This is a genomic window from Microbacterium sp. NPDC087665, from assembly GCF_044743285.1.
GTDB lineage: Bacteria > Actinomycetota > Actinomycetes > Actinomycetales > Microbacteriaceae > Microbacterium.
Window position 1 is genome coordinate 80284 of the sequence record NZ_JBIUWD010000010.1, and the last position, 24130, is coordinate 104413.

The following is a 24130-nucleotide window of genomic DNA, read 5'->3' on the forward strand; positions in this document are numbered from 1 at the left end:
CATGGCACAGCTTGAGCAGATCGCAGCCCCCGGTTCCGAGTGGTGGCGCAGCGCGGTCATCTACCAGATCTACCCCCGATCCTTCGCCGACGCCTCGGGCGACGGCATCGGCGACCTCCCCGGCATCACCAGCCGTCTCGACTCGCTGAAAGACCTCGGGGTCGACGCGATCTGGCTCAGCCCCTTCATGACGAGCCCGCAGCGCGACGCCGGCTACGACGTCGCCGACTACCGCGACGTCGACCCGCTGTTCGGCACGTTGGCCGACTTCGACACCATGCTGGAAGCTGCCCACGCCCGCGGCATCCGCGTGATCGTCGACCTGGTCCCGAACCACTCCTCCGACCAGCACATCTGGTTCCAGCAGGCGCTGAAGGCCGCCCCCGGCAGCCCCGAGCGTGCGCGCTACATCTTCCGCGACGGCAAGGGCGAGAACGGCGAGCTCCCGCCGAACAACTGGGAGTCGGTGTTCGGCGGCGGCATGTGGCAGCGCGTCACCGAAGCCGACGGCGCCCTCGGGCAGTGGTACCTGCACATCTTCGACGCCACGCAGCCCGACTTCGACTGGAACAACGAAGAGGTGCGCGAGGAGTTCCGCTCGATCCTGCGCTTCTGGCTCGATCGCGGCGTCGACGGCTTCCGCGTCGACGTGGCGCACGGCATGATCAAGGCCGACGGTCTGCCCGACTACACCCCTCCGTCGGACGCCGACTCGATGGGCGGTGGCGAGGCGAACGTGCCCTACTGGGGACAGGACGGCGTGCACGACATCTACCGCGACTGGCACAAGCTGCTCGCCGAGTACGACGGTGACCGCGCCCTCTGCGGCGAAGCGTGGCTGCCGACGCTGAAGAAGACCTCGCTGTGGGTGCGCCCCGACGAGATGCACCAGACCTTCAACTTCCCTTACCTGATGACCGCGTGGGACGCGAAGGCACTCGGCGACGTCATCCGCGAATCGCTCGACGACTTCGGGGCCGTGGGCGCCCCCAGCACCTGGGTGCTGTCGAACCACGACGTGGTGCGCCACGCCACCCGCCTCGCCCTCACGGTCGACAACCCCCAGGGCGACGGCATCGGACCGAACACCCCGAACAAGCCCGACGCCGTGATCGGCCTCGCCCGTGCGCGCGCCGCGACGACGCTCATGCTGTCGCTCCCGGGTTCGGCGTACCTCTACCAGGGTGAAGAGCTGGGCCTGCCGGAGGCCATGGAGATCCCCGACGAATACCGCCAGGATCCGACCTGGTTCCGCACCAAGCACGAACGTTACGGTCGTGACGGATGCCGCGTGCCGCTGCCCTGGGAGGCGGATGCTCCCGCCTTCGGCTTCAACGACACGGCCCTGTCGTGGCTGCCCCAGCCGGCCGAGTGGGCGACGTACGCCCGCGACGTCGAGTTCGCCGACCCGAACTCGACGCTCGCCCTGTACACCGAGCTGCTGGCCCTGCGCCGCGCGCACGGTTTCGGCTCGGGCTCTCTGGTGTGGGAAGACTTCGGTGCCGATTCCGTGGCCTTCCGCCGTGGCGATGTGCACGTGGTCGCGAACCTCGGCACGGCTCCGCTCGCGCTGCCGAGCGACGCCACGTTCCTCGTGAAGAGCCAGCCCTTCGCGGGGTCGGAGCTTCCGATCGACACGACCGTCTGGTTCACGCGGGGCTGATCCCGGGCCGGGGTCGCATCGCACGGTGCGGCCCCGGCATCCGTTTGCGGCATCCGTTCCGATAACCGAAAGGCAAGCGAGATGGCGAGCATCGATGATGTGGCCCGCGTCGCGGGCGTCTCGACGGCGACCGTCTCGCGCGCGCTGAGCGGGCGGGGCATGGTCTCCGAGCAGGCGCGGCAGCGCGTGCAGGAGGCAGCGGCCTCGCTCGGGTACGTCGTCTCGTCTCGCGCCTCGGGTCTGGCATCCGGACGCACCCGCAACATCGGTGTGATCGTGCCGTTCCTCGACCGCTGGTTCTTCAGCACCGTGCTGTCGGGGGTGTCGACGGCGCTCATGCGCGCCGGTTACGACATCACGCTCTACAACATCACGCCCGACCGCGAGGTGCGGCGGCACGTGTTCGACACGTTCCTGCGCCGCCAGGGGGTCGATGCGGTGATCGCCGTGTCGATCGCACTCGACGACGACGAGACCCGGCAGTTGCTCGACCTGGGGCTCCCCATCGTCGCGATCGGCGGACCGCATCCGCAGCTCGACACCCTCACGGTCGACGAGCTCGCCGTGGCGCGGCTGGCCACCTCGCACCTGATCGAACTCGGTCACCGCGACATCGCCTACATCGGCGCCGGGCCGCAGTTCGACACCGACTTCCGCGTTCCGACGCACCGCCGCCGCGGCTTCGAGACCGCGATGTCCGAGGCAGGCATCCCGCTGCACCCGGAGATGCTCGCGTCGGCGGACTTCACGATCCAGGGCGGACATCGGGCCGCGGTGGAGTTGCTCACGAGTGACGAGTCACGCCCGACCGCGGTGTTCGCGGCATCCGATGAGATGGCGATGGGCGCGATCCTCGCCGCGCGGGAGCTCGGCATCCGCGTTCCCGAAGATCTGTCGGTCATCGGCATCGACGGGCACGAGATGGGCGAGTTCTTCGGCCTGACGACGGTTGACCAGTTCCCCCTGCAGCAGGGTGAGCGTGCGGCGCAGGCTGTGCTCGCGCGGCTCGGCGAGGGCGATGCCGCGACTCCCCCGCCGGCCGCATCGCCCTACGCGCTCGTCGTGCGCGGCTCGACCGCGCGGGTGTGAGCCGCGGGACTCGCTGCATAACTCCTCAAGGACGGGCGTTCCCGGGCTGATTCCGGCCGAATCCGGGCGGTTCCGGCCCGAGTTTGAGGAGTTGTGAGCCGCCGGCGCTGGCACTAACTCAGGAAAAACCCCGACCTCAGACCGTCGCGGGGGCGTTTCGGCCCCCGCGACGGCAGTTTGTCCTGAGTAAGTGCCGGCCCGGGCGCGACCCGGGCCGCGCAGCGGCGATCAGACGGCGGTGATGAGGCCCGGCGTCTGGGTGCGGGCGGCCTCGAAACGGCGCTGCACGTCGGACCAGTTCACGATCTGCCAGAACGCCTTGACGTAGTCGGCACGCACGTTGAGGTAGTCGAGGTAGTAGGCGTGCTCCCAGACGTCGAGCTGCAGCAGCGGGATGACGCCGAGCGGCGCGTTGCCCTGCTGGTCGAACAGCTGGAAGATGACCGGGCGTGCGCCGATGCTGTCCCAGGCGAGCACGGCCCAGCCCGAGCCCTGCACACCGAGGGCGGTGGCGGTGAAGTGCGCGCGGAACGCGTCGATCGACCCGAAGGCGTCTTCGAGGGCCGAGGCCAGCTCGCCCTCGGGGTTTCCGCCGCCCTGGGGCGAGAGGTTCTGCCAGAACACCGAGTGGTTGATGTGTCCGCCGAGGTTGAACGCGAGGTCCTTCTCGAGCTTGTTGACGTTGGCGAGGTCGCCGGCGTCGCGGGCCGTCGCGAGCTGCTCGAGCGCCGTGTTGGCGCCGGTCACGTAGGCCTGGTGGTGCTTGGAGTGGTGCAGCTCCATGATCTTGCCGGAGATGTGCGGCTCGAGGGCCGAGAAGTCGTAGGGAAGCTCGGGGAGCGTGTACAGAGTGGACATGGATGTTCCTTTCAGGGGTGCGGCGTTCAGGTGTGAAGCGGGTGGAAACGACGGTCGAGGTAGACGACGGGGCGGCCCTGCGGGCCGGGGAGCACCTCGATCACCTCGGCGATGACGACGGTGGAGGTTCCGACGGGCACGGTCTGCAGCGCCCGGCATCGCAGGGCGAAGCGCGCCAGGGGCAGGTAGGGCTCGCCGGTCGGCAGGGCGCTCCATCCCTGGTCGGGCGTGAATCGCTCCGAGCCGCTGACGGCGAAGCGCTGCGCCAGTTCGGAATGCTCGTCGTCGATGAGGTGCACGACGAAGGTATCGGCGTTGAGGATGGCGCCCGCGCTGCCGGTCGCCCGGGTGACCGAGAACACGATCGCGGCGGGGTCGACGGCCACCGAGGCGACGCTGGATGCTGTCAGCCCCACGGGACCGTCGGGGGTCGAGGCGGTGATGATCGCCACTCCGGCGGGGTGGTTGCGGAAGGCCGCTTTGAGTCCTTCGCCGACGGGGGTCGGCACCGGGTTCGTGCTCATCGGACGATCTCCGTCATCTGTTCGTGGCTGGCATGGGCGAGCATCTCTGCACGGTCGACGAGCTTGGTACGCTCGCGTCCGCGTTCGGCTCCGGCGTGGCGTTCGGCCGCGTCGATCCGTCGCCACCCCTCGATGTCGACGGCGGCGACGAGGTGTGCCGTCGGGTCTCCGTCGCGGGGCATCGGGTCGGCTGCGGCGAGGTCGTCGATGAGGTGTCGCACGGTCTGCGCGGCATCCGCTTTGGTCGATCCGATGAGGCCGACGGGCCCGCGCTTGATCCACCCCGTGGCGTAGAGCCGGGGAATCGGCTGTCGCTGCGCGTCGAGCACGCGCCCCTCGGCGTGCGGCACGACGCCGGTACCGGCATCGAACGGCATGCCCGAAACCGGCGACGAGCGGTATCCGACCGCGCGGTAGACGGCGCCGACGTCGTAGCGGAGCAGTTCGCCGGTGCCGACCATGCGACCGAGTTCGTCGGATGCCGTGCGCTCCATCTCGATGCCCGTCACCGCGGTGTCTCCGAGCAGCCGCACCGGGCGCTGGCGCAGGTGCAGGTGGATGCGCCGCGATGCCGGCGTCTCCTGCCGATCGCGCGCGGCCCACTCCGTGAGCGTGCGCACCACGATGCGCCGCTGGGAGAACTGCGCGATCATGCGTTCGCTGTGCGCATCGAGCGCGACCTCCGCGGGATCGACGATCACCTCGACGTCGTGCTGCTCGGCGAGCTCGCGCAGTTCGAGCGCCGAGAAGCGCACATCGGCCGGGCCGCGGCGTGCGAACAGGTGCACGTCGCGCAGCGGCACGGCCTCGAGGCTCGCGAGCACGTGGTCGGGGGTGTCGGTGTGCCGCAGCGCGGACGCGTGCTTCGCGAGAATGCGGGTGACGTCGAGGGCGACGTTCCCCGCGCCCAGCACGGCGACCGATTCGGCGACGAGGGGCCAGTCCCGTGGAGCATCCGGATGCCCGTCGTACCAGGCGACGAAGTCGGCGGCTCCGAACGATCCCGGCAGGTCGATGCCGGGGATGTCGAGTCGCACGTCGAGGTCGGCGCCCGTGGCGACTATGACGCCGTCGTACGCGGCTCGCAGGTCGTCGATGCGGATGTCGGTGCCGATCTCGACGTTGCAGTGCAGGCGGATGCGCGGGTCGCCGAGCACGCCGTGCAGCGTGTCGGTGATGGCCCGGATGCGCGGATGATCGGGCGCGACCCCGTAGCGGACGAGACCGTACGGCGCGGGCAGCTTCTCGAACAGATCGATCGACGCAGTGGGCACGAGACCGAGCAGGATGTCGGCGGCGTAGATGCCGGCCGGGCCCGCCCCGACGATCGCGATGCGCGGGTCGACGACGGTCATGCGTGCGCCTCCTGCGGGGGAAGGGCGGCGATGAACGGGTGATCGTGCGCGATCATGCCGACCTTCGCCGCTCCGCCGGGCGAGCCGATCTCGTCGAAGAACTCGACGTTGGCCTTGTAGTAGTCCTGCCACTCGTCGGGCAGGTCGTCTTCGTAGAAGATCGCCTCGACCGGGCAGACCGGCTCGCAGGCACCGCAGTCGACGCATTCGTCCGGGTGGATGTACAGCGACCGCTCCCCCTCGTAGATGCAGTCGACAGGACACTCGTCGATGCACGCGCGATCCTTCACGTCGACGCACGGCAGGGCGATCACATAGGTCATCACATCTTCTTTCCGGTCGGACTCCACGTTAAAACCTCAAGTACACTTGAGGTCAAATCGCCGCGACATGCACCGACGCCGAGAAGGGACTCCGATGACCACTCCCGATCAGCCCACGCATGCGGCCGACGACTACCTCACGATCGGTGAGATGACGCGGCGCACCGGGGTGGCGGCATCCGCTCTGCACTTCTACGAGAGCCTCGGCCTCATCGCCTCGACACGCACCCCGGGCAATCAGCGCCGCTATCCGCGGCACATGCTGCGCCGTGTCTCGCTGGTCTCGGTCGCGAAGCGGCTCGGCATCCCGCTCGCCGACGTGCAGGGCGCCTTCGCCGACGTGCCGCTCACCGAGACCCCGACGCACGAGGACTGGCAGCGGGCCTCGCGCCGGTGGAAGCGCGCGCTCGAGAAGCGCCGCGAGGGCATCGAGCGGCTGGAACGCGAACTGACCGGATGCATCGGCTGCGGATGCCTGTCGATGAAGGCGTGCGGCCTGCTGAACCCCGACGACGCCCTCAGCAGTCAGGGTGCGGGGCCGCGTCGCCTGAGCGACGAGCCCGAGGACTGACGCGTGGCGGGAGAGGCCGACTCGCGCCGTTCATAACTCCTCAAAATCGTTCGAGATGAGAGCCGCACGGGCCACATACGACTCACGAGCCAAATTTCTGAGGAGTTATGTGGACAGCCCCTCCGCATGACCCCGTGTTGCACTTCGAGATGCGGTCGGATGCCGGGGGTTCTAGCGTCGCGGTAGACCCTCCCTCCTCCGGCATACCGGCGCGCACGCGCCCGCCGGCAGGACCGCACGAGCAGAGAGCAGACTATGAGCGCCTACTTCGACAGCGAAGCCGACAAGACCTACACGAAGGTCTACAAGCAGCACACCCCCGACGTCCTCGCCGCGTTCGCCGCGTTCGACAGCGCCGTGTTCGCACCCGACGAGTCGCGAGCGATCCCGCTGAAGTACCGCGAGCTGATCGCGCTGGCCGTGGGCATCACCACGCAGTGCGTGTACTGCATCGACGCGCACTCGCAGAAGGCCGTCGCGGCGGGCGCCGACGAGGCCGAACTCGCCGAAGCGGCCTGGGTCGCGACCGCGATCCGCGCGGGTGGGGGCTTCGCGCACGGACGCCTGGCGTTCAAGCTCGCGGAGCCCGCGCACGAGCACCAGCACTGAGCCGGCAGGGCTGACGGATGCCGGAGGATCTGCTCGCGTTCACCTCGGTCGCCGACGTGGGGTATGCCCTGCCGAACGCCGCCGAGATCGATGAGGTCATCGCCCGCATCGCTGCCGCCGCGGCGGCGCGCGACCACGAGGGTGACCCCGAGCGGGGCCTGCGCGCCGATGTGCGCGAGCTCGCCGCCCTGGGCCTGACGGCGGCACGGCTTCCGGTGTCCGCGGGCGGTGCGGGGCTGAGCTACCCGCAGCTCGTCGACCTGCAGATCCTCCTGGCGCGCGCCGACTCGAACGTCACGCAGAGCCTGCGCACCCACTTCACGACCAGCGACCGTGCGGCCCGCGCGATCGCCCGCGGCGAGACGGATGCCGCGACCCCCGAGATCGCGGCCGGGCGGCTCTTCGCGGGCGCGACCACCGAGGGCGCCGGCGAGATCGGCACGGTGGGCACGACCCTGCGCACCGATGCCGACGGCATCCTGCGACTGAACGGCCGCAAGGCCTACGCGACGGGCACCGGCTATGCCGACTGGATCTCGGTTCTCGCGTCGGACGACGACAGCCGGCACCTGGTCGCGATCGTACGGGCGGATGCCGAAGGCATCGTGCTGCACGACGACTGGGACGGCGTCGGCCAGCGCCTCACCACCTCGGGAACCGTCGAGTTCACCGACGTCGCGGTCGACCCCGAGCGCGTGCGCGTCGGCGAGGGTTCGCGCACCGACCGGCTCGGCAACCTCGACGCCGTGCTGCAGCTCACGCATCTCGCCACGCTGGCGGGCATCGCGCTGCGCACCCGTGACGATGCGATCGCGTGGCTACGCTCGCGCACCCGCAACTTCAGCCACGCGTCGACCGCGATCCCGGCCGACGACCCCCAACTGCAGGAGCGCATCGGCACGCTCGACGGCCTCGCCCAGAGCATCGTCGCCTCGGTGCGCACAGCGGCCGTGCTGCTCGGCGCCGACCTAGAACGCCCCCTCGCAGCGCAGACGGGCGACGGCCACCTCGCCGTGACGCGCGCCCAGGTGACGGTGCCGGCACTCGTGCTGCAGGCGACGCAGAGCGTCTTCGACCTCGGCGGCGGATCGCTCGTCGACGGCCGCCTCGCCCTCGACCGGCACTGGCGCAACGCCCGCACCCTCAGCAATCACAACCCCGTGCATCTCAAGGCGCGCGCGCTCGGCGAACGCTCCCTGAGCGGCGGCGACCTGCCCGAGATCTGGTACGTCGGCACCGGCCGGCTCGCGGCACCGGCACCAGAACCCGCTTCGGCATCGGCACCCGCGTCGGCACCGACTTCGGCACCGGCACCCGCCGAGGCATCCGCCACCCCCTCCGCCGCCCCCGAGAAGGAGCACGCCCGATGACCCGCCCCCTCGTGATCGGCGCGAACGTCTACGACTACGGAACGGATGCCGGCGCCTGGCGTGCGCCGGGCGAAGACCCGTTGCGCATCTTCGGCGCCGACTTCTGGCGTGACGCGGCGCGCACCGCGGAGGACGCGGGCATCCACGCGATCTTCCTCGCTGACACCCCCGGGCTCGCCTCGAACCCGGCGATCCGCCCGAGCAGGCTGCTCGAACCCCTCGCGACCCTGGCGACGGTCGCCGCCGAGACCGAGCACCTCGGCATCATCTCGACGGTCTCGTCGAGCACCAACGACCCGGTCGAGCTCGCCCGCCGCCTGCTGACGGTGAGCGCGTTCAGCGGCTCGCGGTTCGGCTGGAACGTGGTCACCGGGGTGACCGGGCCCGCGATCACCGACTTCGGCTACGAGTCCGACCCGGGTCGCGAAGAGCGCTACTCCCGCGCCGAGGAGTTCGTCGAGGCGTACTCCGGGTTCGTCGATGCCGTGCGCGACGACACCGACTACCTGCACGAGGGCGAGTACTTCGGCGACAGCATCCGCCGTGCCGATCTGGGCGTCGACCCTGCGATCCGGGCCCTGCTGCCCGATGTCGCGCCTCTCATCGTGCAGGCCGGAGGATCACCCCGCGGCCGCCAACTCGCCGCCGCGAGCGCCGAGGCCGTCTTCGCCGCCGAGACCGTCAAAGAGATTGCTGCCGACAACCGCCGGGATCTGCGCCAGCGCGCCGCCGACCTCGGACGCCCGGCACCGCTCGTGCTGCCCGGCATCCACCTCGTCGTGGGTTCGACCGAGGAAGAGGCTGAACGCCGGTTCGAACTGGTTCACGAGCGCGGGCCGGACGGCTATGTACTCAAGCGTTTCACGGCGATGTTCGGCATCGACGGCTCACGCCTCGACCTCGACGCGCCCGCCGAAGACGAGATCCGCCGACTGTCGGGCGACCCCTCGGCCGCGCCCATCGGGTTCCGCAAGGCGATCGCCGCCTACGGCGCCGCCGGCAACCTCACCGTGCGCGAGCTGCTGCGATACTTCGCCGGCTTCGGACACCAGCTGTTCGTCGGCTCGCCCGAACGCCTCGTCGACATCATGACGGACTGGGTCGATGCCGGAGCCGCCGATGGCTTCAACCTGCTGTTCGACACCAACCCGTGGGGCCTGCGCGAGTTCGCCGAGCACGTGACACCGGTGCTGCGCACGCGCGGACTGCTCGCCGACCCGGGCGACCAGCCGTTCACCCGCTGGATGAGAGAGGCCCGCCGATGACCCGTCTGCTGCGCGTCGACGACGCCACCCTCGCCGGTTTCGCCGTGCGCGCCGGAGAGAGCCGCGCGTCGCGCGAACTCCTCGGCGCCGAACTGGATGCCGCGGCCGACGTGCTGCTGCTCGGCGACCTCGACGGCCCCGGGCCCGACCGCACCGCCGCCGCCGGCGCCCTGCTCGCGATCACGCGGCGGGTCGTGGTGGTGCCGATCATCGGTGAGCGACAGCATCCGATCAACCTCGCCCGCACCCTCGCGACGCTGTCGAATCTGCACGCGCGACGGGTCGGAGTGGCGGGGACTTCTGCCGCGGTGCTGGCGCTGATCTCGCGGCTGTTCGAGACCTGGCCGCTCGACGCTATCGTCGGCGACACCGAAGGCGGGGTGTACGTCGACGACACCCGCATTGTGCGCATCAGCGACCCCTCGTACCCGAACATCGGCGGGCCGCTGACGCTGCCGGTCGATGTCGACGACAAGCCGGTCACCGTGCTGCTGTCGTCATCTGGTTCTGCGGAACCCGGAGTGGACGTCGTGTGGGACGGTGCCGCCGTGCCCGTCTGGGACACGGTCGTCGCCCTCGGCGCAGGGACGGATGCCGTCGGCGCACGCGCCGCGTTCGGCATCGGCCCCTCGGCGCCATTCGCCACGGGCACGCCCGCTTTCGCCGGAGCCGGGCGCCTCGACCAGGTCTGAGTGCGGCGGGGCGGACGCTTCGACAAGCTCAGCGACCCCGGAGCCCCCGTCAGTAGACTGGATGTGTGCCTCCGCTGTTGATCGCCGGGTCGACGCCCTCGCCGCGTCGTCTGCCCTCGGCGACCCCGATGCGGGAATGGATGCGTGTGATCATGCACCCCGGCACGAACGGCTGGACGAGCGTGTGGGGCACGCTCTCACACGGTGAGATCGCGGGCTGCCCGCCACCACGGACCTAGGTCGCGCTCCGGAAGGGGTGCGATCGCGCGTGCCATCTTCCCCTTTCTCCCGCGTGAGGTCTTTTCGTGTCCACTTCTTCTTCCCGTTTCTCGTTCGCTCCGCATGAACTGTGGCGGGGCATCCGCTCCAATGCGCGCAGCGATGTCTTCGGCGGCGCACTGCTGCTCGCCGCCACCGTCGCCGCACTGATCCTCGCCAACACCCCCGCGTCGCCCTGGTACGAGTCGATCCGCGACTTCACCTTCGGCATCCCCGCATTGCACCTCGAACTCAGTGTGGGCGCATGGGCCGCCGACGGTCTGCTGGCGATCTTCTTCTTCGTCGTCGGGCTGGAGCTGAAGGAGGAGTTCGTCACCGGACGCCTCCGCGATCCGCGCCAGGCGATACTGCCGGTGGCGGCAGCCGTCGGCGGAGTGGCCGTGCCCGCCCTCATCTTCGTGCTGATCAACGCGAGCAACGGCGAGGAGGCGCTCAGCGGATGGGCGATCCCCACCGCCACCGATATCGCCTTCGCCGTGGCGGTGCTCGCCGTCGTCGGCAAGTTCCTGCCCCCGGCACTGCGTGTCTTCCTGCTGACCCTCGCGATCATCGACGACCTCATCGCCATCACGATCATCGCCACGTTCTACACCGACACCATCAGCCTGCCGTGGCTGGTGCTCGCGCTGCTTCCTCTGGCCGGCTTCGCGCTGGCCACGCAGAACGGGGTGCGATCGTGGTGGATCCTCCTGCCGTTGGCGATCGCCGTCTGGGTGTGCGTGCACGCCGCCGGGGTGCACGCCACCGTCGCCGGGGTGCTCCTCGGATTCGTCGTACCCGTGGTGCCGACGCTCAAGGCCCGCGTCCGCAGCGGCAGCGACGATGCGGGCGAACCGCTCTACGACGGAATGGCCGCGCACTTCGCCGACCGCTGGGGTATCGTCGCGACGCTGTTCGCCGTGCCGGTCTTCGCCTTCTTCGCGGCGGGCGTGACGATCGGCGGAGTAGAGGGTCTCACCTCGGCACTCCGTGATCCGATCACGATCGGCATCATCGTGGGTCTCGTGGCGGGCAAGCCGATCGGCATCCTCGCGACGACGTTCTTGCTCACCCGTGTGCGCTCCCTGCGGCTGGACGAGTCGCTGCGCTGGCCTGACATGACCGGCATGGCGTTCCTCGCCGGGATCGGCTTCACGGTGTCGCTGCTCGTGGGCGAACTGGCGTACGGTGCGAGTTCGGTCGCAGACGAGCACGTGAAGATCGGCGTGCTGTTGGGCTCGTTGATCGCCGCCGTGATCGGTGCCACCGTTCTTGCGCGCCGCAACTCGCGGGCTCGGCAGGAGTCTCTGGGCAGGGTGCTCTCAGAGGGGCGCGCTAGAGGGGCGCTCTAGACGAGTTCGCTCACGAGCTGCTCGATCCGTGCGCGGATGTCGTCGCGGATCGGGCGTACCGCATCGATGCCTTGGCCTGCGGGGTCGTCGAGCTTCCAGTCCTCGTAGCGCTTGCCGGGGAAGAACGGGCAGGCGTCGCCGCATCCCATCGTGATGACGACATCGGATGCCTGCACGGCCTCGGTCGTGAGCACCTTGGGCTGCTCGGCGGTGATGTCGATACCCAGCTCGGCCATGGCATCGACCGCGATCGGGTTGATCTGGTCGGCGGGCATGGATCCCGCCGAGCGCACCTCGATGCGGTCGCCGGCGATGTCGCGCAGGAACCCCGCGGCCATCTGCGAGCGGCCGGCGTTGTGCACGCAGACGAAGAGGACGGAGGGCTTGGCGGCCGTGTCGGTCATGCTCACAGTCTCTCAGGTGAGGGGCGATGGTGACGCGTGGGGCGGACTTCTCCGCGTTGGGCGGAGAACTCCGAGCGAAGCATCCGCCCAACGCCGAGTTCTCCGCCCAACGCGCAGGGGCGGCCCCCCCCTCACGGCCGGCGGAAGCGCTCCAGCACCCCGCCCTGGCCGTACTCGCGGCGGAAGATGCCGCGGCGCTGCAGCTCGGGCACGACCTGATCGACGAAGTCGGTGAGCCCCGAGGGGAACAGGTCGAGCATGATGTTGAACCCGTCGGCGGACCCCGCCCGGAACCACTCCTCCATCGTGTCGGCGATCTGCTCGGGCGTGCCGGCGAGGAACCGCTGCCCGTAGCCACCGAAGTCGCGCAGCAGCCGGCGCACAGTGGGGCCCTCCGACCGAATCCGCTCGATCAATACCCGGCGGTACGCGGCCGACCAGCCGGCGTCCTGTGCCTCGGCGTCCGCGAGGATCTGCGCGGGCACCGGTGCGTCGAGATCGAGGCCCGAGAAGTCGGCGCCGAGCGCCTTCGACAGTTCGTTGAGGCTGTAGGTCGCGGGGGCGAGGTGCTCCCAGTGGTCGAAGCGGTCCCAGGCCTCTTGCTCGGTGCTGCCGATCACGACGGCGAGTCCGGGGAAGACGCGCACGTCGTCAGCCGAGCGCCCTGCCTCGACGGCGTATGAGCGGATCTTCTGGCGGTGCTCGGCGGCGGATGCCGGGTCATGATCGACTGAGTACACCCCGTCGGCGACGAGTCCGGCCAGTCGCCAGCCCGGCTCTGATCCACCGGCCTGCACGATGGCGGGCCGGTCGGGCACGAGGGCGTCCATCTCGAGTGCGGCGTGCACCGAGAACGACCCGTCGTGGTCGACGACGTCGGAGGATCCGGCGGTCTCCCACAGGCGCCTGATGACGGTGACGAACTCCTCGGCGCGGGCGTAGCGCACCTCGCGGGCGGGCACCTCGGTGATACCGAAGTTGCGTACGGCCTCGACGTCCCAGCTGGTCACCGCATTCCAGGCGAAGCGGCCCTGCGTCGCGGTGTGCAGCGCCCAGAGGCGGCGGGCGAGTTCGACCGGTTCGTTGAGGGTGGTGGATGCCGTCGCCACGAACCCGAGGTGTTCGGTCGCAGCGGCCATCGCCGGCACGAGCACGCTCGGGTCGAGGTACTGCACCGGGCGGCTGCGCGGGTCGGTGATCGCGGGGCGGTCGGCGAGGAAGATCGCATCGACGAGGCCGCGCTCGGCGATGCGCGCCACCTCCTGCCAGTGCGCGAGGTCGACGATCGCATCGGGGCGGATGTCGGGCGCGCGCCACGCGGCGGGCCGCTGGCCGACACCGAGCACGTTGATGTTGACCGTGAGCAGTCGGGTGTCGTCGGTCATGATGCCTCCGTCTCGCTACCGCGCTCGAAGCGGGCGGATGCTCCGGGCAGCTCGTACAACGCAGGCGCGGGCAGCCGCAGCCGGGTGCGCAGGGTCAGTGGCGCGGCGTCGGTCGCAGCATCCGTGGCAGCATCCGAAAGCGGGGGAAGGGATACCGCGATCGCGAGCAGTCCGTCGACGTCGCTCGTGACGTGGGTGGTCGCGAGCGGGTGGCCCGAGGCGTCCGTGTAGGGCAGCACCCAGGAGTCGTCGCGCACGAGCAGATCGACGTAACGGTGCACGTCGTCGAACCGTCGCGACGACACGAACACCGGAAGATGTTGCGGGCTGCTCGGAACGTTGAGGGGCCCGGCCGTCGGGTAAGCGCCGTCGGCGTTGATGCGACGGATGCCCTCGGTCTGCGCGAAGTGCGGAGCCGAGGCATCCGCGGCGATGCTCTCCTGCGGCCAGGTGCGCAGCAGCTGCTGCACCACGCGGATGCGGTCGCGCTGCTCGTCGGTCTCGGTCTCGCCATCGCTCAGCACCCAGGCGGTACGACCGCCCGAGAGCTGCTCGAGCGACGCGATGCGACGGGCGAGGTTGTACGGATGCCCGGTGTCGGCGAGATCGGCCGTGCCGATCGCGAACCAGGCCGACGGCAGCCGGTGCAGCAGGGTGGCGATCGCGACCGCCGCGTCGAAGTGCGCTCCGGGCCGCTCATCGAACTGGAAGAGCGCGGGCTCGCGGCCGCCGAACGCCGCGGCCACCGCGTCGAGCGAGCGCGGGTCGGCGGTGAGGCGGGCGGCGAGCGCGGCATCGATCCGCACGACGGCCAGAGGACGGATGCCGTCGACGATCGACTGCGCCACGGCGATCTCGCGCTCGGCGGGGTCGGCGATGCGGTCGATCGCGTAGATCTCGCGGTCGGCGATCGCGCGCAGGCGGTGCAGCACGGGGTTGTGCGTCGACAGGGTCTGGGCATTGCGCCAGTAGCGGTCGAGCCGCAGCGACTGGCGAAGCGCCTGCATCTCGGCGACGTCATCGAGTAGGGCCGGGAGCGCCATCAACCGATCGGCGGCCTCGATGACCTGCTCGACGATCGTGGCCTGCGCCTGGAAGACCGCGTTCACGGCGTCATCGGCGAGGGTCTCGGCATCCGTCTCTCCGGCGACGATCGCCTGGTGCGCGATCTCGCTGAGGCGACCGATCTCGCCGAGCGACGCACGCGCCGAGGCGACCAGCGCGCTGATGCGGCCATACCCCTCGAGCAGCAGGATCGGCGATCCGCCGTGCGCGCGGTCGACCTGGTCGATGAGATCGGATGCCGCGGCGCGCGTCGCCTCGCCGATGCCGACGAGCACCGCCAGCAGGATCATCTGCTGCCAGCCCGGGGTGCCGAGGTGCTGCGTCTGCCACGGGGCGACGTCGTCGGGGTCGACCGGGGCGCCGTCGAGCACCGTCGTGCCGCTGGCCGTGGCGCGCTGGCCGAAGCCGGTCCAATCGTCGAGCAGGGTGACGCCCGGAGCATCCACCGGCAGGGCGGCGATCACGAGGTCGCCCGCGTCGTCGACCGCGCTGTACTCGAGCCAGTCCGCATAGCGACTGCCCGTCGAATAGAACTTGCGGCCCGTGAGGCGCGGGGTGCCGGTCTCGTTCTCGGTCGAGAGGCGCGTCGTGAACACGCTCGGGCCGGAGCCGTCGGCCTCGGTCCAGCCGCCGCCGATGATCGAGCCGGCCGCGACGCGCGCGATCCAGCGGTCGCGCAGTGCACCCGCCGGCGACTTCACGTGGCGCTCGGTGGCGAGCACGTGCGTGCGCCAGCTCTGCGCGAGGTTCGAGTCGGCCGCCGCGATCGCGAGCAGCGCGTCGAGCAGGTCGAGCACGTCGCCGCCGAGGCCGCCTTCGGCGACCGGCACGCGGATGCGGCCGAAGCCGGCGGCGGCGAGACGGGTGAAGAAGCTCTTCGGGAGCTCGGAGGAATCAGCGGTGCTCGCCTGGCGGATCTCGTCGAGGAGCGCCGGAACACCGGGGGTTCTCCGCGCCCAATCCAGGGAGCCGAACGGACGGGAGGTCATGGCTTCAGCGTATCCAGCGGGGCCGGTCGAAGCGCTCACGATAACGCCGCATGACGTTCGGGACGGATGCCGTTCGATACAGTCGGATCTTCCGCCCGCTTCGCCCGCCTCTCTCGCCCAGGAGAATCATGCCCGCCTCCGCTGTTCCCACACCGTCGTCCCGCTCGCGCGCTGCCGAGTTCGGGTCACCGTGGAACGAGGGCGCAGGGGCACGGGCGCTCGGGCTGGTGCTCGACCACGCCGAACTCATCGCCGAGGTCACCGAGACGGGTGCCGCGCAGACCGCCGCCCGCACCCGCCGCCAGCAGCACGGCAACACCGAGCGCGCGGCCGACGACCCCCAGTTCCTGCGGGTGCTCGCCGATGCGGCGGCCCGCTCGGCCGTGGCGTCGGCCGCCGCGGACTCGCTCGTTCGTCGTGCGGCGGAGGGCGAAGCATCCGTCGCCGATGCCGAACTGCTCGCCGTCGGCCTCGCCCCGCTCGCCCGCGACGCCGTGCGCGCGCTCTTCGAGACCCTGGGCGCATCGAGCACCCTCACCGAGCACGGCCTGCACGACTACTGGACGCGCCTGCACGAGCTCGCGGTGCGCTAGTCGAGCGCGGGGCCTTCGAACCCCGTTCCCGTCGCAAAAACTGTCGCTTCAACGGGCTGAAACCGACAGAAAGTGCGACGGGAGTGAGCAGATTCTTCGTCGCTGACGGGACTCAGTCGGCAGCGGTCGAAGCATCCGCACGCTCGACGTGCGCCGTCACCGCGGCGAGCGCGCTGTCGAGATCGGCGATCAGGTCGTCGACCGTCTCGATGCCGACCGACAGCCGCACGAGCCCCTCGTCGATACCGAGCTGCGCCCGCAGTTCGGGGGTGAACGAGAGGTGAGTGGTGGTGGCGGGGTGCAGCACCATCGAGCGCACGTCGCCGATGTTGGTCATGCGGCTGAAGACGCGCAGGCTGTCGATGAAGATTTCGGCGCCGGCGCGTCCGCCGCGCACCGTGACGGCGAACACCGAGCCGCTGCGCCCGCCGAGGGTGCGCTGCGCGATCTCGTGCTGCGGATGCCCCGGGAGCCCCGCGTAGTCGACGTACTCGACGGCCGGATGCTGCGACAGGAACTCGGCGATCGCCCGCGAGTTCGAGACGTGCCGTTCCATGCGCAGCGACAGGGTCTCGATGCCCTGCTGCAGCAGGAACGAGTGGAAGGGCGAGAGCGCGGGACCGAGGTCGTTCACGATGCCGCCGCGCACGAACTGCTCGTAGGCACGGGGTCCGTGGGCTTCGAGCGCGGAGGGCGCTCCCGGTGCGGGCGCCTCGGTGATGCCCGTGTACGAGCGGGCGCTGCCGGCCCAGTCGAAGGTGCCGCCGTCGACGATGATTCCCGAGATCGCGGCGCCGTGCCCGGTGAGGAACTTGGTGCCCGAGTGCACCACGATGTGCGCGCCCTGCTCGAGCGGGCGCACCAGATACGGGGTGCCGATCGTGTTGTCGACGATGAGGGGGATGCCGTGGCGCTCGGCGATGCGGGCGACGGCGGCGATGTCGACCACGTCGTTCTTGGGGTTCGGGATGGTCTCGGTGAAGATCGCCTTGGTGTCGGGGCCGATCGCGGCCTCCCACTCGGCCTCATCGGTCGGGTCCTGCACGTAGTCGACGCCCACGCCGAAGCGGGAGAAGGAACGACCGAACAGGATGCGCGTGCCGCTGTAGATGCTCGCGGTCGAGACGAAGCGCTCGCCCTGGCCGGTGATCGCGAGGATCGCGGCACTGATCGCCGCCTGTCCCGACGACACGACGATCGCGCCGACGCCGCCCTCGAGAGCGGCGATGCGCCGCTCGGCGACGCCGTTGGTCGGGTTGAGGTTGCGCGAGTAGATCTGTCCGTCTTCACCGCCGAACCGGCGCGTGCTCTCGTCGAACGAGTCGAAGCGGAACGCGGCGCTCAGGTAGATCGGCGCGACGCGCGAGCCGTAGGCGGGCTCGTCGAATTCGCCCGCGTGCACCTGGCGGGTGTCGAAACCGAACCCGGTCCAGTCGTAGACGGGATCGAGCACGTCGTGCGGAACGGAGGCAGGGCTGTCACTCATCACCCCGACGCTAGACAAGGTCTGCGCGCGGCGCGCGCCCGGCCGTCATGTTCGGTCACAGACGGACGTGCGCGGCATCCGGTGGCCGATTTGCCGGGCCCAACTCAGGACGGATGCTCGGCAACCGGGCTGATTTCGGGGATTCGGTGGATCCGGAGCCCGATTTTCCTGAGTTGGTGCCACCCTCTCGGCGCGCTCGGCCATGCATAACTCCTCAGGATCGGGGTCTGAACCGCGGATTCAGAGCCCAGGCGGCCGCCTGCGGTCCGAATCTGAGGAGTTACGAACCCGGGCGGATCGGGCGACGGCCGGCAGGCTCGGTTCACAACTCCTCAAGAAAGCCCCCGGAACAAGCGTTCCGAGGGCTTTCGGGGGCACGACGGCCCGAATCTGAGGAGTTATGCGGCCGGGTCAGACCCCGACCGGTGCGGCGTCGCGGGCGAGCAGCCCGCCGAGGTACTGCGCGATCGTGCCCGGCCCCGAGACGGCGGCGCCGGCCTCGACGTCGGGGTTGTAGTTCGTGTTCGTGTTGACGTCGTAGGTGACGAGGCGGCCGTCGACGGTCTCGATGAACTCGATGCCCGCGACCGTGATGCCCGCGTCGCGCAGGAACCCCAGGTACTGCTGCACGAGCGGATGCTGCGCCGTGATCTCCTCGCGGATGCGGAACAGCGGCTCGGGCTCGACGCCGTCGGCGCCCGGCAGCGCGCACGCCTCGGCGGGGCACAGCTCGAAGCTGCCCGCGCTGGTGTCGACGCGCACCGCGTAGACGAACTCTCCTCCGGCGAACTCGACGCGCGTGACGAACGGCGATGCGGCGAAGAGGTTCTCTTGCAGCAGCGTGATGCCGTCGGGCGAGGGCTCGAACTCGGGGCCGTCGACCCAGGCGTCGAACTCGTCGTGGCTGTCGTGGCGGCGCACGCCCAGCCCCTTGCCGCCCTGGTTGTGCTTGCTGATGAAGGGGGCGGTGAATTCGCGGGCGCGCTCCTTCAGCGCGGCGGTGCCGAACACGGCGACCGTGCGCGGAACCTCGATGCCCGCGCGCTGCAGCGCCGCGTGCTGGGCGGCTTTGCTGACCTCGAGTTCGAGCACCGGGCTGCCGTTCACGACCGTGCGACCGGATGCTTCGAGCCACCGCAGCACGGCACGGCCGTACTCCTTCGAGTCGCCGTGGTCGCGGGTGTGGGCCGAGGCGCTGAGCCGCGACCAGAACACGCCGGCGGGCGGTTCGGCGTTCAGGTCGATCGACCCGTCGGTGAGCAGCCACTCCTGCGCCGGCACGCCCTCAGCCTCAAAGGCCGCGGCGAACGGCGGGAACCATTCGGCGTTCTCGTGGATCACGTACACGCGGGGTTCAGCAGTCATACCCTCACGCTAAATCACCCTCGGAGGTCGAGGGCCGGTCGACGTAATGCAGGGAGACACGCCACCCGCAGGGCGAAACGGGCGGATGCTCCCTGCGGGCGTGCTTACTCCCTGCACGTGGTGAGCGCGAACCGGAACGCGCTACCCCTCGCCGCCCAGCTGCCCGGTCAAGCGCCCGTGGAACGTGCCGCTCGCCTCGTTCAATCCGACGAGCTCGACGGTCGTGCCGTGCTTGGCGTACTTCGTCTCGATCGCGTCGAGCGCGGCGACGGTCGAGGCATCCCACACGTGCGATTTCGACAGGTCGATGACGACGCGTGCGGGGTCTTCGGTGTACTCGAACATCGTGGTGAGGTCGTTGCTCGACGCGAAGAACAGCGCCCCATCGACGACGTAGGTGGCGACCTCGCCATCGCCGTCGGCAGAGGCCGAGACGGTGCGCGTCACCGATACGACGTGCGCGACGCGGCGCACGAACAGCACGGATGCCGTGATCACACCCGCCACGACCCCGATCGCGAGGTTGTGGGTGAGCACCACGGCGACGACGGTCACGACCATCACGAACGTCTCACTCTTCGGCATGCGCTTCAGGGTCGACGGACGGATACTGTGCCAGTCGAACGCGCTGATCGAGATCATGATCATGACGGCGACGAGCGCGGCCATCGGGATGGTCGAGACGAAGTCACCGAAGACGACCACGAGCAGGAACAGGAACACCCCGGCGAAGAAGGTCGAGATGCGGGTGCGGGCGCCGGAGCGCACGTTGATCATGGTCTGGCCGATGACGGCGCATCCGCCCATTCCGCCGAAGATGCCCGACAGCATGTTGGCGACGCCCTGCGCCCAGGCTTCGCGGGTCTTGCGCGAGCGGGTGTCGGTGATCTCGTCGACGAGCTTCGCGGTCATGAGCGATTCCATGAGTCCGACGAGCGCGACACCCAGCGCATACGGAGCGATGATCGTGAAGGTCTCCCACGTGAACGGCACGTTCGGGATGAACAGCTCGGGCAGACTGCGCGGCAGGGCGCCCTGGTCGCCCACCGTCGGAACGTTGATCGCGAACACCAACACGACGGCCGTCACGATGATGACCGAGACGAGCGGCGCCGGAATGAGCTTGGTGATCTGCGGCATGAAGATCATGACGAGGATGCCGAGGGCCACGAGCGGATAGACGAGCCAGGGCACCCCGATCAGCTGCGGCACCTGCGCGCTGAACACGAAGATCGCGAGCGCGTTCACGAACCCGGTCATGACGCTCCGGGGGATGAAGCGCATGAGCTTGGCGACGCCGAGCACCGCCATCAGTACCTGGAAGACCCCGGCGAGGATGACGGTGGCGATGAAGTAGTCCATGCCGTAGGTCGGGGCGACGGGAGCGATCACGAGCGCGACGGCGCCGGTCGCGGCGGTGATCATGGCCGGGCGTCCGCCCAGGAACGAGATCGCGATCGCCATGATGAACGACGAGAACAGGCCGACGGCCGGGTCGACTCCGGCGATCACCGAGAACGAGATCGCCTCGGGGATCAGCGCGAGACCCACGACGAGCCCGGCCAGCACCTCGCGCGTGAGCAGACGGGGACTCTTCAGAGCGGCGAGCACGGACGGATTCGTTCGGTAGCGCGCGCGGTCGTCGACGGAGGTCACAGATGCTCCAAAGGGGGTGATCGCCCCGAGTGGGGCCGATCAACTCTATGCCTCGGCGAGGGCGACGCCTTTCCCCCATTGGGTCTCACAAACACCTACCGAAGTGAGACCGATCTCGAACACCGCATCTGAGACGCCACCCATCCCATCGGGTCGGGAAAAGCATGAGGGCACCATGTGTCTCGTATGCCGATCCCCTAACGGTGATCGTAGTAATCGAGACGTTGATATGGGCGTTGCCCGCGGCGGCCGGCCCCTGGGCCGGAAGCACCATTGCCGCAGACGTCATACCCGCGGGGCCGGCGAGCATAGCTCCCGCTTCAACCGGAAATGCCGCCATAGCGCTCGGAGGAGTGCTTGCTGGCGTGATGCTAGCCACTTTCACCGTCAGGCCGAATCGACTTTTCACCTACTTGCGCGATCGCCGATAGACGCTTCCTTCAGTTCTTGAGCCACGCTCGGGGAGCCGGTGCTCGGCGCGCTGGGTCGATGCATCGTCACCGTCGAGGCGCCCGTTGTCGTAGATGTCCTTTTACAAGCTCGAGACGCTGCTCAGTAGCACTCCAGCGAGCAGCCAGTCATGCCCCCGGGAGTCGCACTGCCGGTCACTACGCTCGTAGTTCAAACGGAATCGACGGATGGAGCAGCGTGGTCGACTCAGACAGCTCACGAGAAGACGGCGAGACGATCGTGTTCGCAGGGCAAGAGATCTCAATCTCGGCCCTCCAGCGGATGGAACCGTCAGAGGTTGGAATGTTCCTACTAGGAGGGCTGAGCAATCTCGCGCAGCGCGAGTTCTCGATCCCTAACCTCCGCGCTCACGCCGATGCTAGTACTTACGAGCAGAGTCGCCAGAAGGGTCGCCAGGGAACGTCAAACGCCTACCAGGCGTTAGATCTCCCTCAGCTCCTCGCCGACGCGTGTGCGTGGCTCATCTCACGCGGACTCATCGGGCCGGCCGCCGAGAACAGCGGAAGCACGGGAGAGTATCGACTCACGACCGAAGGACGAGCGGCAGCTCGCCGTGGAAGCGCTGCACACGTGGAAGCCGCTATGCGTCTGCACGCCGACCTTCACCCGGCACTATCGGAAGCCCGATTGAACTTCGAAAGAGGCAGTTACCAGACCGCCGTGTTTGAGGCCACCCGCCAGGTCGAGATCCGTGTACGCGACCTTTCCCACCTCGGCCCCGAGACATATGGCGTGCAGCTCATGCACACCGCCTTCAGCCCAAGCAACGGCCCCCTCGCCACCGGCGAAGTCCCTGCCGAGAAACAGGCGATCGCGTCACTGTTCGCCGGAACGATCGGGGCGTTCAAGAACGCTTCCGGACATCGAGTCGTCCACTTCGACGACCCCAGCGAAGCTGCCGACATCATTCACCTCGCCGATCTCCTTCTTCGTATCGCAGAACGCGCGGCCGGAGAAGACCACTGACCACCAGCTCAAGCACCTAGAAAAACGCGAGCCGATCTACGTCAGGATTTACGTTCACTTCTCTTCTTTCACTTCTTTCGCTTCTTTCGTTTCTGATCTAAGCTGTGAAGATCAGTTCATCGCAACCGCGATATGCAAACCGAGAAACGGATGAAGCCATGAGCGCCGCACGAGCACAAGACGTGACAGTCTCTCCAGTGCCTGAGCAGGCAGAGAGCTTCGCTACAGTCCTGAGCTTCATGGAAGCTCATGAAGCGAAGCGCGGCGCAGCGCCCGCCGCCGGATTCTTCCTCAGCGGCGCCGGCGAGCACGACCGCGTCGAACTCAATGAGCAGCTCTATGACGTGCTGAAGCAAGCTGTCGAAGCCCTCAACCGAGGTCAGTCCGTGAGCTTGTCCGCCAGAGATCGCGAGATCACCACCCAACAGGCCGGCGAGATCCTCGGAATCAGCCGACCTACCGTCGTGCAGCTGATCGAATCGGGAGAGATTCCCGCTCACGTACCTGGCGCCGTGCGCCGCAAGCTGTTCCTCTCCGATGTGCTGGCCTACCGGGACGAAATCCAGGGTCGCCGAAACACCTTCATCGCCGAGAGCTCTGCGCGGTACGGCGACGTGGATCTCGAAAACGTCGACGCGCTCCTCGCCGAGGCTCGTAAGGCCCGGTGATCTGAGTACACCCGATGCGTGTGCCACACTCATCGGGTGTACAAGGCCGTCCTCGATACCTGCGCCCTCATCCCCGAGCCTCCAGCGCGATTTTCTCCTGCAGCTTGCTGCTGAGCGCGCTTACGCACCGATCTGGGGGTCCGGCATCCTGTTCGAGCTCGATTACGTTCTCGAACGGATCGACAAGAAGCGTGGCATTGAACAAGAGGACAGCGATCGTTACCGCGATCGTCTTTCCGATCAGATGGGCAAGGCGTTTCCCGGCTCAACTGTCAACGCACCGAAGGACCGCGAGTACGCGTACGACCTGAACGACCCAGATGACGGTCACGTCGCCCACGCCGCGATCATCGGGAAGGCTGACGCGATCGTCACGAACGACGGACGCGCCGGATTCCGGACATCTCCCGTGCTGCTCGATGCGGACATTGAAACCGTCAGCCCTGTCGAGTTCGCGGCAAACACAGTTGCCGCCCATCCCAAGGCAGGCGTGAAGGCGCTCCAGGCGATCGCGTCACGGCATGACGTGGCACCCGCAGCGATCCTCGACGACCTCCGCGACCGCTACGGTATGGCCGACGTTGACGAGATCCTCCGCCCACTGCTCTGAGTCACGAACTCGAGCGCTGGTCCGGACAGAAATACTACGGCTTTCTCCAGAGCGCCCAACTCAACGCCGCCGACCGTGCGAGCCTCGACGATCAGCAGCTATGGATACGCGAACGCCGTAGTGATGCTGCCTCGGTCAGGAGCACCAGGGCGGCCCTCAACCTCACTGATGTCATTGGCGCTGCCGCTGACATCGCTTTCGCGGACACGACGTCTCACGACGCGGCCCGACGATTATGGCGCGAGATGAGCGCTGACGCTCATGTTCTCGGTTGGTCGCTTTTCCAGCGGATAGTCTTCGGGCCGGCCGACCGACGCACAGGCGTTGGCGAAGGGAGAGCTCCAGGAAGTCCGGAGCGTGTTGCGGAACCGTTCCTAGCTTCGTATCGACTACTGAAGTTTGGGTGGTCCTTATTCGACCGCCGCTGCGAGGCTCCGTAACAGCATCCGGGAATGCTGTCGGTTTGGTTGACTCCAGCGCTGTGAGGATTTTGGTTCTCGCGGGAGGATGGTCAACGTGCCGAAAGCATTTCCCAAGGAGTTC

General features: G+C 68.8%; 23 protein-coding genes. 13 read left to right on the top strand and 10 right to left on the bottom strand.

Annotated elements, in window-relative coordinates; translation table 11 throughout:
- Position 1 precedes the first annotated feature (1 nt).
- Together ACIOSY_RS17365 and ACIOSY_RS17370 are read left to right on the top strand one after the other, a co-directional pair.
- The gene (locus ACIOSY_RS17365; protein ID WP_400855426.1) at positions 2-1663 is read left to right on the top strand and encodes a glycoside hydrolase family 13 protein; all 1662 of its coding nucleotides are present in this window, start codon (positions 2-4) and stop codon (positions 1661-1663) included.
- A gap of 81 nt (positions 1664-1744) precedes the next feature.
- Positions 1745-2752, top strand: a complete 1008-nt coding sequence (locus ACIOSY_RS17370; protein ID WP_400855428.1) for a LacI family DNA-binding transcriptional regulator — start codon at positions 1745-1747, stop codon at positions 2750-2752.
- Between the two features lie 228 nt (positions 2753-2980).
- Here ACIOSY_RS17370 and ACIOSY_RS17375 read toward each other — a convergent pair whose 3' ends face one another.
- From ACIOSY_RS17375 to fdxA, 4 genes are read right to left on the bottom strand one after another with little or no spacing between them, the layout of a single operon-like run.
- Entirely contained in the window at positions 2981-3610 is a 630-nt protein-coding gene (locus ACIOSY_RS17375) for a superoxide dismutase (protein WP_400855429.1), read from the bottom strand.
- A 26-nt stretch (positions 3611-3636) separates the two neighbouring features.
- Positions 3637-4134 carry a flavin reductase family protein gene (locus ACIOSY_RS17380; protein WP_400855430.1) on the bottom strand — a complete coding sequence of 166 codons (498 nt, stop codon included), beginning with the start codon at positions 4132-4134 and terminating at the stop codon, positions 3637-3639.
- Entirely contained in the window at positions 4131-5489 is a 1359-nt protein-coding gene (locus tag ACIOSY_RS17385; protein ID WP_400855431.1) for an FAD-dependent oxidoreductase, read from the bottom strand. The genes ACIOSY_RS17380 and ACIOSY_RS17385 overlap by 4 nt, the downstream gene beginning before the upstream one ends.
- Positions 5486-5812, bottom strand: coding sequence for a ferredoxin (fdxA, locus tag ACIOSY_RS17390; protein WP_400855432.1), 327 nt, complete (start codon positions 5810-5812; stop codon positions 5486-5488). Before fdxA ends, ACIOSY_RS17385 begins: the two co-directional genes overlap by 4 nt.
- Before the next feature lie 94 nt (positions 5813-5906).
- Here fdxA and soxR point away from each other — a divergent pair, with 94 nt between their 5' ends.
- The 7 genes from soxR to nhaA all read left to right on the top strand — a co-directional run bounded on the left by soxR (position 5907) and on the right by nhaA (position 11929).
- Positions 5907-6383, top strand: coding sequence for a redox-sensitive transcriptional activator SoxR (gene soxR / locus ACIOSY_RS17395; RefSeq protein WP_400855434.1), 477 nt, complete (start codon positions 5907-5909; stop codon positions 6381-6383).
- A 255-nt stretch (positions 6384-6638) separates the two neighbouring features.
- Complete coding sequence (locus ACIOSY_RS17400) at positions 6639-6992, top strand: carboxymuconolactone decarboxylase family protein (protein ID WP_400855436.1); 354 nt, start codon at positions 6639-6641, stop codon at positions 6990-6992.
- Between the two features lie 17 nt (positions 6993-7009).
- Complete coding sequence (locus tag ACIOSY_RS17405) at positions 7010-8362, top strand: acyl-CoA dehydrogenase family protein (protein WP_400855438.1); 1353 nt, start codon at positions 7010-7012, stop codon at positions 8360-8362.
- A complete protein-coding gene (locus ACIOSY_RS17410) occupies positions 8359-9627 on the top strand; it encodes an LLM class flavin-dependent oxidoreductase (protein WP_400855439.1) in 1269 nt (422 codons plus the stop codon). The genes ACIOSY_RS17405 and ACIOSY_RS17410 overlap by 4 nt, the downstream gene beginning before the upstream one ends.
- Positions 9624-10319, top strand: a complete 696-nt coding sequence (locus ACIOSY_RS17415) for a hypothetical protein (RefSeq protein WP_400855441.1) — start codon at positions 9624-9626, stop codon at positions 10317-10319. The genes ACIOSY_RS17410 and ACIOSY_RS17415 overlap by 4 nt, the downstream gene beginning before the upstream one ends.
- A 65-nt stretch (positions 10320-10384) precedes the next feature.
- Positions 10385-10558 carry a hypothetical protein gene (locus ACIOSY_RS17420; protein ID WP_400855443.1) on the top strand — a complete coding sequence of 58 codons (174 nt, stop codon included), beginning with the start codon at positions 10385-10387 and terminating at the stop codon, positions 10556-10558.
- 66 nt (positions 10559-10624) lie between these two features.
- Positions 10625-11929, top strand: coding sequence for a Na+/H+ antiporter NhaA (gene nhaA, locus ACIOSY_RS17425; protein ID WP_400855445.1), 1305 nt, complete (start codon positions 10625-10627; stop codon positions 11927-11929).
- Here the strand turns inward: nhaA and ACIOSY_RS17430 are convergent.
- The 3 genes from ACIOSY_RS17430 to ACIOSY_RS17440 all read right to left on the bottom strand — a co-directional run bounded on the left by ACIOSY_RS17430 (position 11926) and on the right by ACIOSY_RS17440 (position 15772).
- Positions 11926-12333 (bottom strand): arsenate reductase ArsC, encoded by a 408-nt coding sequence (locus tag ACIOSY_RS17430; protein ID WP_400855447.1) that lies wholly within the window; start codon positions 12331-12333, stop codon positions 11926-11928. The genes nhaA and ACIOSY_RS17430 overlap by 4 nt on opposite strands.
- A gap of 131 nt (positions 12334-12464) precedes the next feature.
- A complete protein-coding gene (locus ACIOSY_RS17435; protein ID WP_400855449.1) occupies positions 12465-13718 on the bottom strand; it encodes an LLM class flavin-dependent oxidoreductase in 1254 nt (417 codons plus the stop codon).
- Positions 13715-15772, bottom strand: coding sequence for an acyl-CoA dehydrogenase family protein (locus tag ACIOSY_RS17440; protein WP_400855451.1), 2058 nt, complete (start codon positions 15770-15772; stop codon positions 13715-13717). Before ACIOSY_RS17440 ends, ACIOSY_RS17435 begins: the two co-directional genes overlap by 4 nt.
- Before the next feature lie 128 nt (positions 15773-15900).
- Between ACIOSY_RS17440 and ACIOSY_RS17445 the strand changes: the two genes are divergently transcribed.
- Complete coding sequence (locus ACIOSY_RS17445; RefSeq protein WP_400855452.1) at positions 15901-16365, top strand: hypothetical protein; 465 nt, start codon at positions 15901-15903, stop codon at positions 16363-16365.
- Positions 16366-16477: 112 nt separating this feature from the next.
- Here the strand turns inward: ACIOSY_RS17445 and ACIOSY_RS17450 are convergent, their stop codons facing one another.
- The 3 genes from ACIOSY_RS17450 to ACIOSY_RS17460 all read right to left on the bottom strand — a co-directional run bounded on the left by ACIOSY_RS17450 (position 16478) and on the right by ACIOSY_RS17460 (position 20872).
- The gene (locus ACIOSY_RS17450; protein ID WP_400855454.1) at positions 16478-17851 is read right to left on the bottom strand and encodes an O-acetylhomoserine aminocarboxypropyltransferase/cysteine synthase family protein; all 1374 of its coding nucleotides are present in this window, start codon (positions 17849-17851) and stop codon (positions 16478-16480) included.
- A gap of 411 nt (positions 17852-18262) precedes the next feature.
- Positions 18263-19216, bottom strand: a complete 954-nt coding sequence (locus ACIOSY_RS17455; RefSeq protein WP_400855455.1) for a RimK family alpha-L-glutamate ligase — start codon at positions 19214-19216, stop codon at positions 18263-18265.
- A 141-nt stretch (positions 19217-19357) separates the two neighbouring features.
- Positions 19358-20872 carry a SulP family inorganic anion transporter gene (locus ACIOSY_RS17460; RefSeq protein ID WP_400855456.1) on the bottom strand — a complete coding sequence of 505 codons (1515 nt, stop codon included), beginning with the start codon at positions 20870-20872 and terminating at the stop codon, positions 19358-19360.
- 1053 nt (positions 20873-21925) lie between these two features.
- Here ACIOSY_RS17460 and ACIOSY_RS17465 point away from each other — a divergent pair.
- The 3 genes from ACIOSY_RS17465 (at position 21926) to ACIOSY_RS17475 (ending at position 23587) form a co-directional block, all read left to right on the top strand.
- Positions 21926-22309: a TIGR02391 family protein gene (locus ACIOSY_RS17465; RefSeq protein ID WP_400855457.1), complete on the top strand. Its 384-nt coding sequence runs from the start codon at positions 21926-21928 to the stop codon at positions 22307-22309.
- 158 nt (positions 22310-22467) lie between these two features.
- Positions 22468-22977 carry an excisionase family DNA-binding protein gene (locus tag ACIOSY_RS17470; protein ID WP_400855459.1) on the top strand — a complete coding sequence of 170 codons (510 nt, stop codon included), beginning with the start codon at positions 22468-22470 and terminating at the stop codon, positions 22975-22977.
- A gap of 55 nt (positions 22978-23032) precedes the next feature.
- Positions 23033-23587, top strand: coding sequence for a PIN domain-containing protein (locus tag ACIOSY_RS17475; protein ID WP_400855462.1), 555 nt, complete (start codon positions 23033-23035; stop codon positions 23585-23587).
- Positions 23588-24130: the final 543 nt, after the last annotated feature.

Excerpts from the sequence above, each read along its gene's own strand:
- ACIOSY_RS17450 (WP_400855454.1), bottom strand. The coding sequence starts at position 17,851 with ATGAGTGACAGCCCTGCCTCCGTTCCGCACGACGTGCTCGATCCCGTC.
- ACIOSY_RS17385 (WP_400855431.1), bottom strand. The coding sequence starts at position 5,489 with ATGACCGTCGTCGACCCGCGCATCGCGATCGTCGGGGCGGGCCCGGCC.
- ACIOSY_RS17365 (WP_400855426.1), top strand. The coding sequence starts at position 2 with ATGGCACAGCTTGAGCAGATCGCAGCCCCCGGTTCCGAGTGGTGGCGC.
- ACIOSY_RS17370 (WP_400855428.1), top strand. The coding sequence starts at position 1,745 with ATGGCGAGCATCGATGATGTGGCCCGCGTCGCGGGCGTCTCGACGGCG.
- ACIOSY_RS17440 (WP_400855451.1), bottom strand. The coding sequence starts at position 15,772 with ATGACCTCCCGTCCGTTCGGCTCCCTGGATTGGGCGCGGAGAACCCCC.
- ACIOSY_RS17400 (WP_400855436.1), top strand. The coding sequence starts at position 6,639 with ATGAGCGCCTACTTCGACAGCGAAGCCGACAAGACCTACACGAAGGTC.
- ACIOSY_RS17410 (WP_400855439.1), top strand. The coding sequence starts at position 8,359 with ATGACCCGCCCCCTCGTGATCGGCGCGAACGTCTACGACTACGGAACG.
- ACIOSY_RS17415 (WP_400855441.1), top strand. The coding sequence starts at position 9,624 with ATGACCCGTCTGCTGCGCGTCGACGACGCCACCCTCGCCGGTTTCGCC.
- ACIOSY_RS17430 (WP_400855447.1), bottom strand. The coding sequence starts at position 12,333 with ATGACCGACACGGCCGCCAAGCCCTCCGTCCTCTTCGTCTGCGTGCAC.
- ACIOSY_RS17470 (WP_400855459.1), top strand. The coding sequence starts at position 22,468 with ATGAGCGCCGCACGAGCACAAGACGTGACAGTCTCTCCAGTGCCTGAG.
- ACIOSY_RS17465 (WP_400855457.1), top strand. The coding sequence starts at position 21,926 with ATGCGTCTGCACGCCGACCTTCACCCGGCACTATCGGAAGCCCGATTG.
- fdxA (WP_400855432.1), bottom strand. The coding sequence starts at position 5,812 with ATGACCTATGTGATCGCCCTGCCGTGCGTCGACGTGAAGGATCGCGCG.
- ACIOSY_RS17405 (WP_400855438.1), top strand. The coding sequence starts at position 7,010 with ATGCCGGAGGATCTGCTCGCGTTCACCTCGGTCGCCGACGTGGGGTAT.
- ACIOSY_RS17375 (WP_400855429.1), bottom strand. The coding sequence starts at position 3,610 with ATGTCCACTCTGTACACGCTCCCCGAGCTTCCCTACGACTTCTCGGCC.
- soxR (WP_400855434.1), top strand. The coding sequence starts at position 5,907 with ATGACCACTCCCGATCAGCCCACGCATGCGGCCGACGACTACCTCACG.
- ACIOSY_RS17435 (WP_400855449.1), bottom strand. The coding sequence starts at position 13,718 with ATGACCGACGACACCCGACTGCTCACGGTCAACATCAACGTGCTCGGT.
- ACIOSY_RS17380 (WP_400855430.1), bottom strand. The coding sequence starts at position 4,134 with ATGAGCACGAACCCGGTGCCGACCCCCGTCGGCGAAGGACTCAAAGCG.
- ACIOSY_RS17445 (WP_400855452.1), top strand. The coding sequence starts at position 15,901 with ATGCCCGCCTCCGCTGTTCCCACACCGTCGTCCCGCTCGCGCGCTGCC.
- ACIOSY_RS17455 (WP_400855455.1), bottom strand. The coding sequence starts at position 19,216 with ATGACTGCTGAACCCCGCGTGTACGTGATCCACGAGAACGCCGAATGG.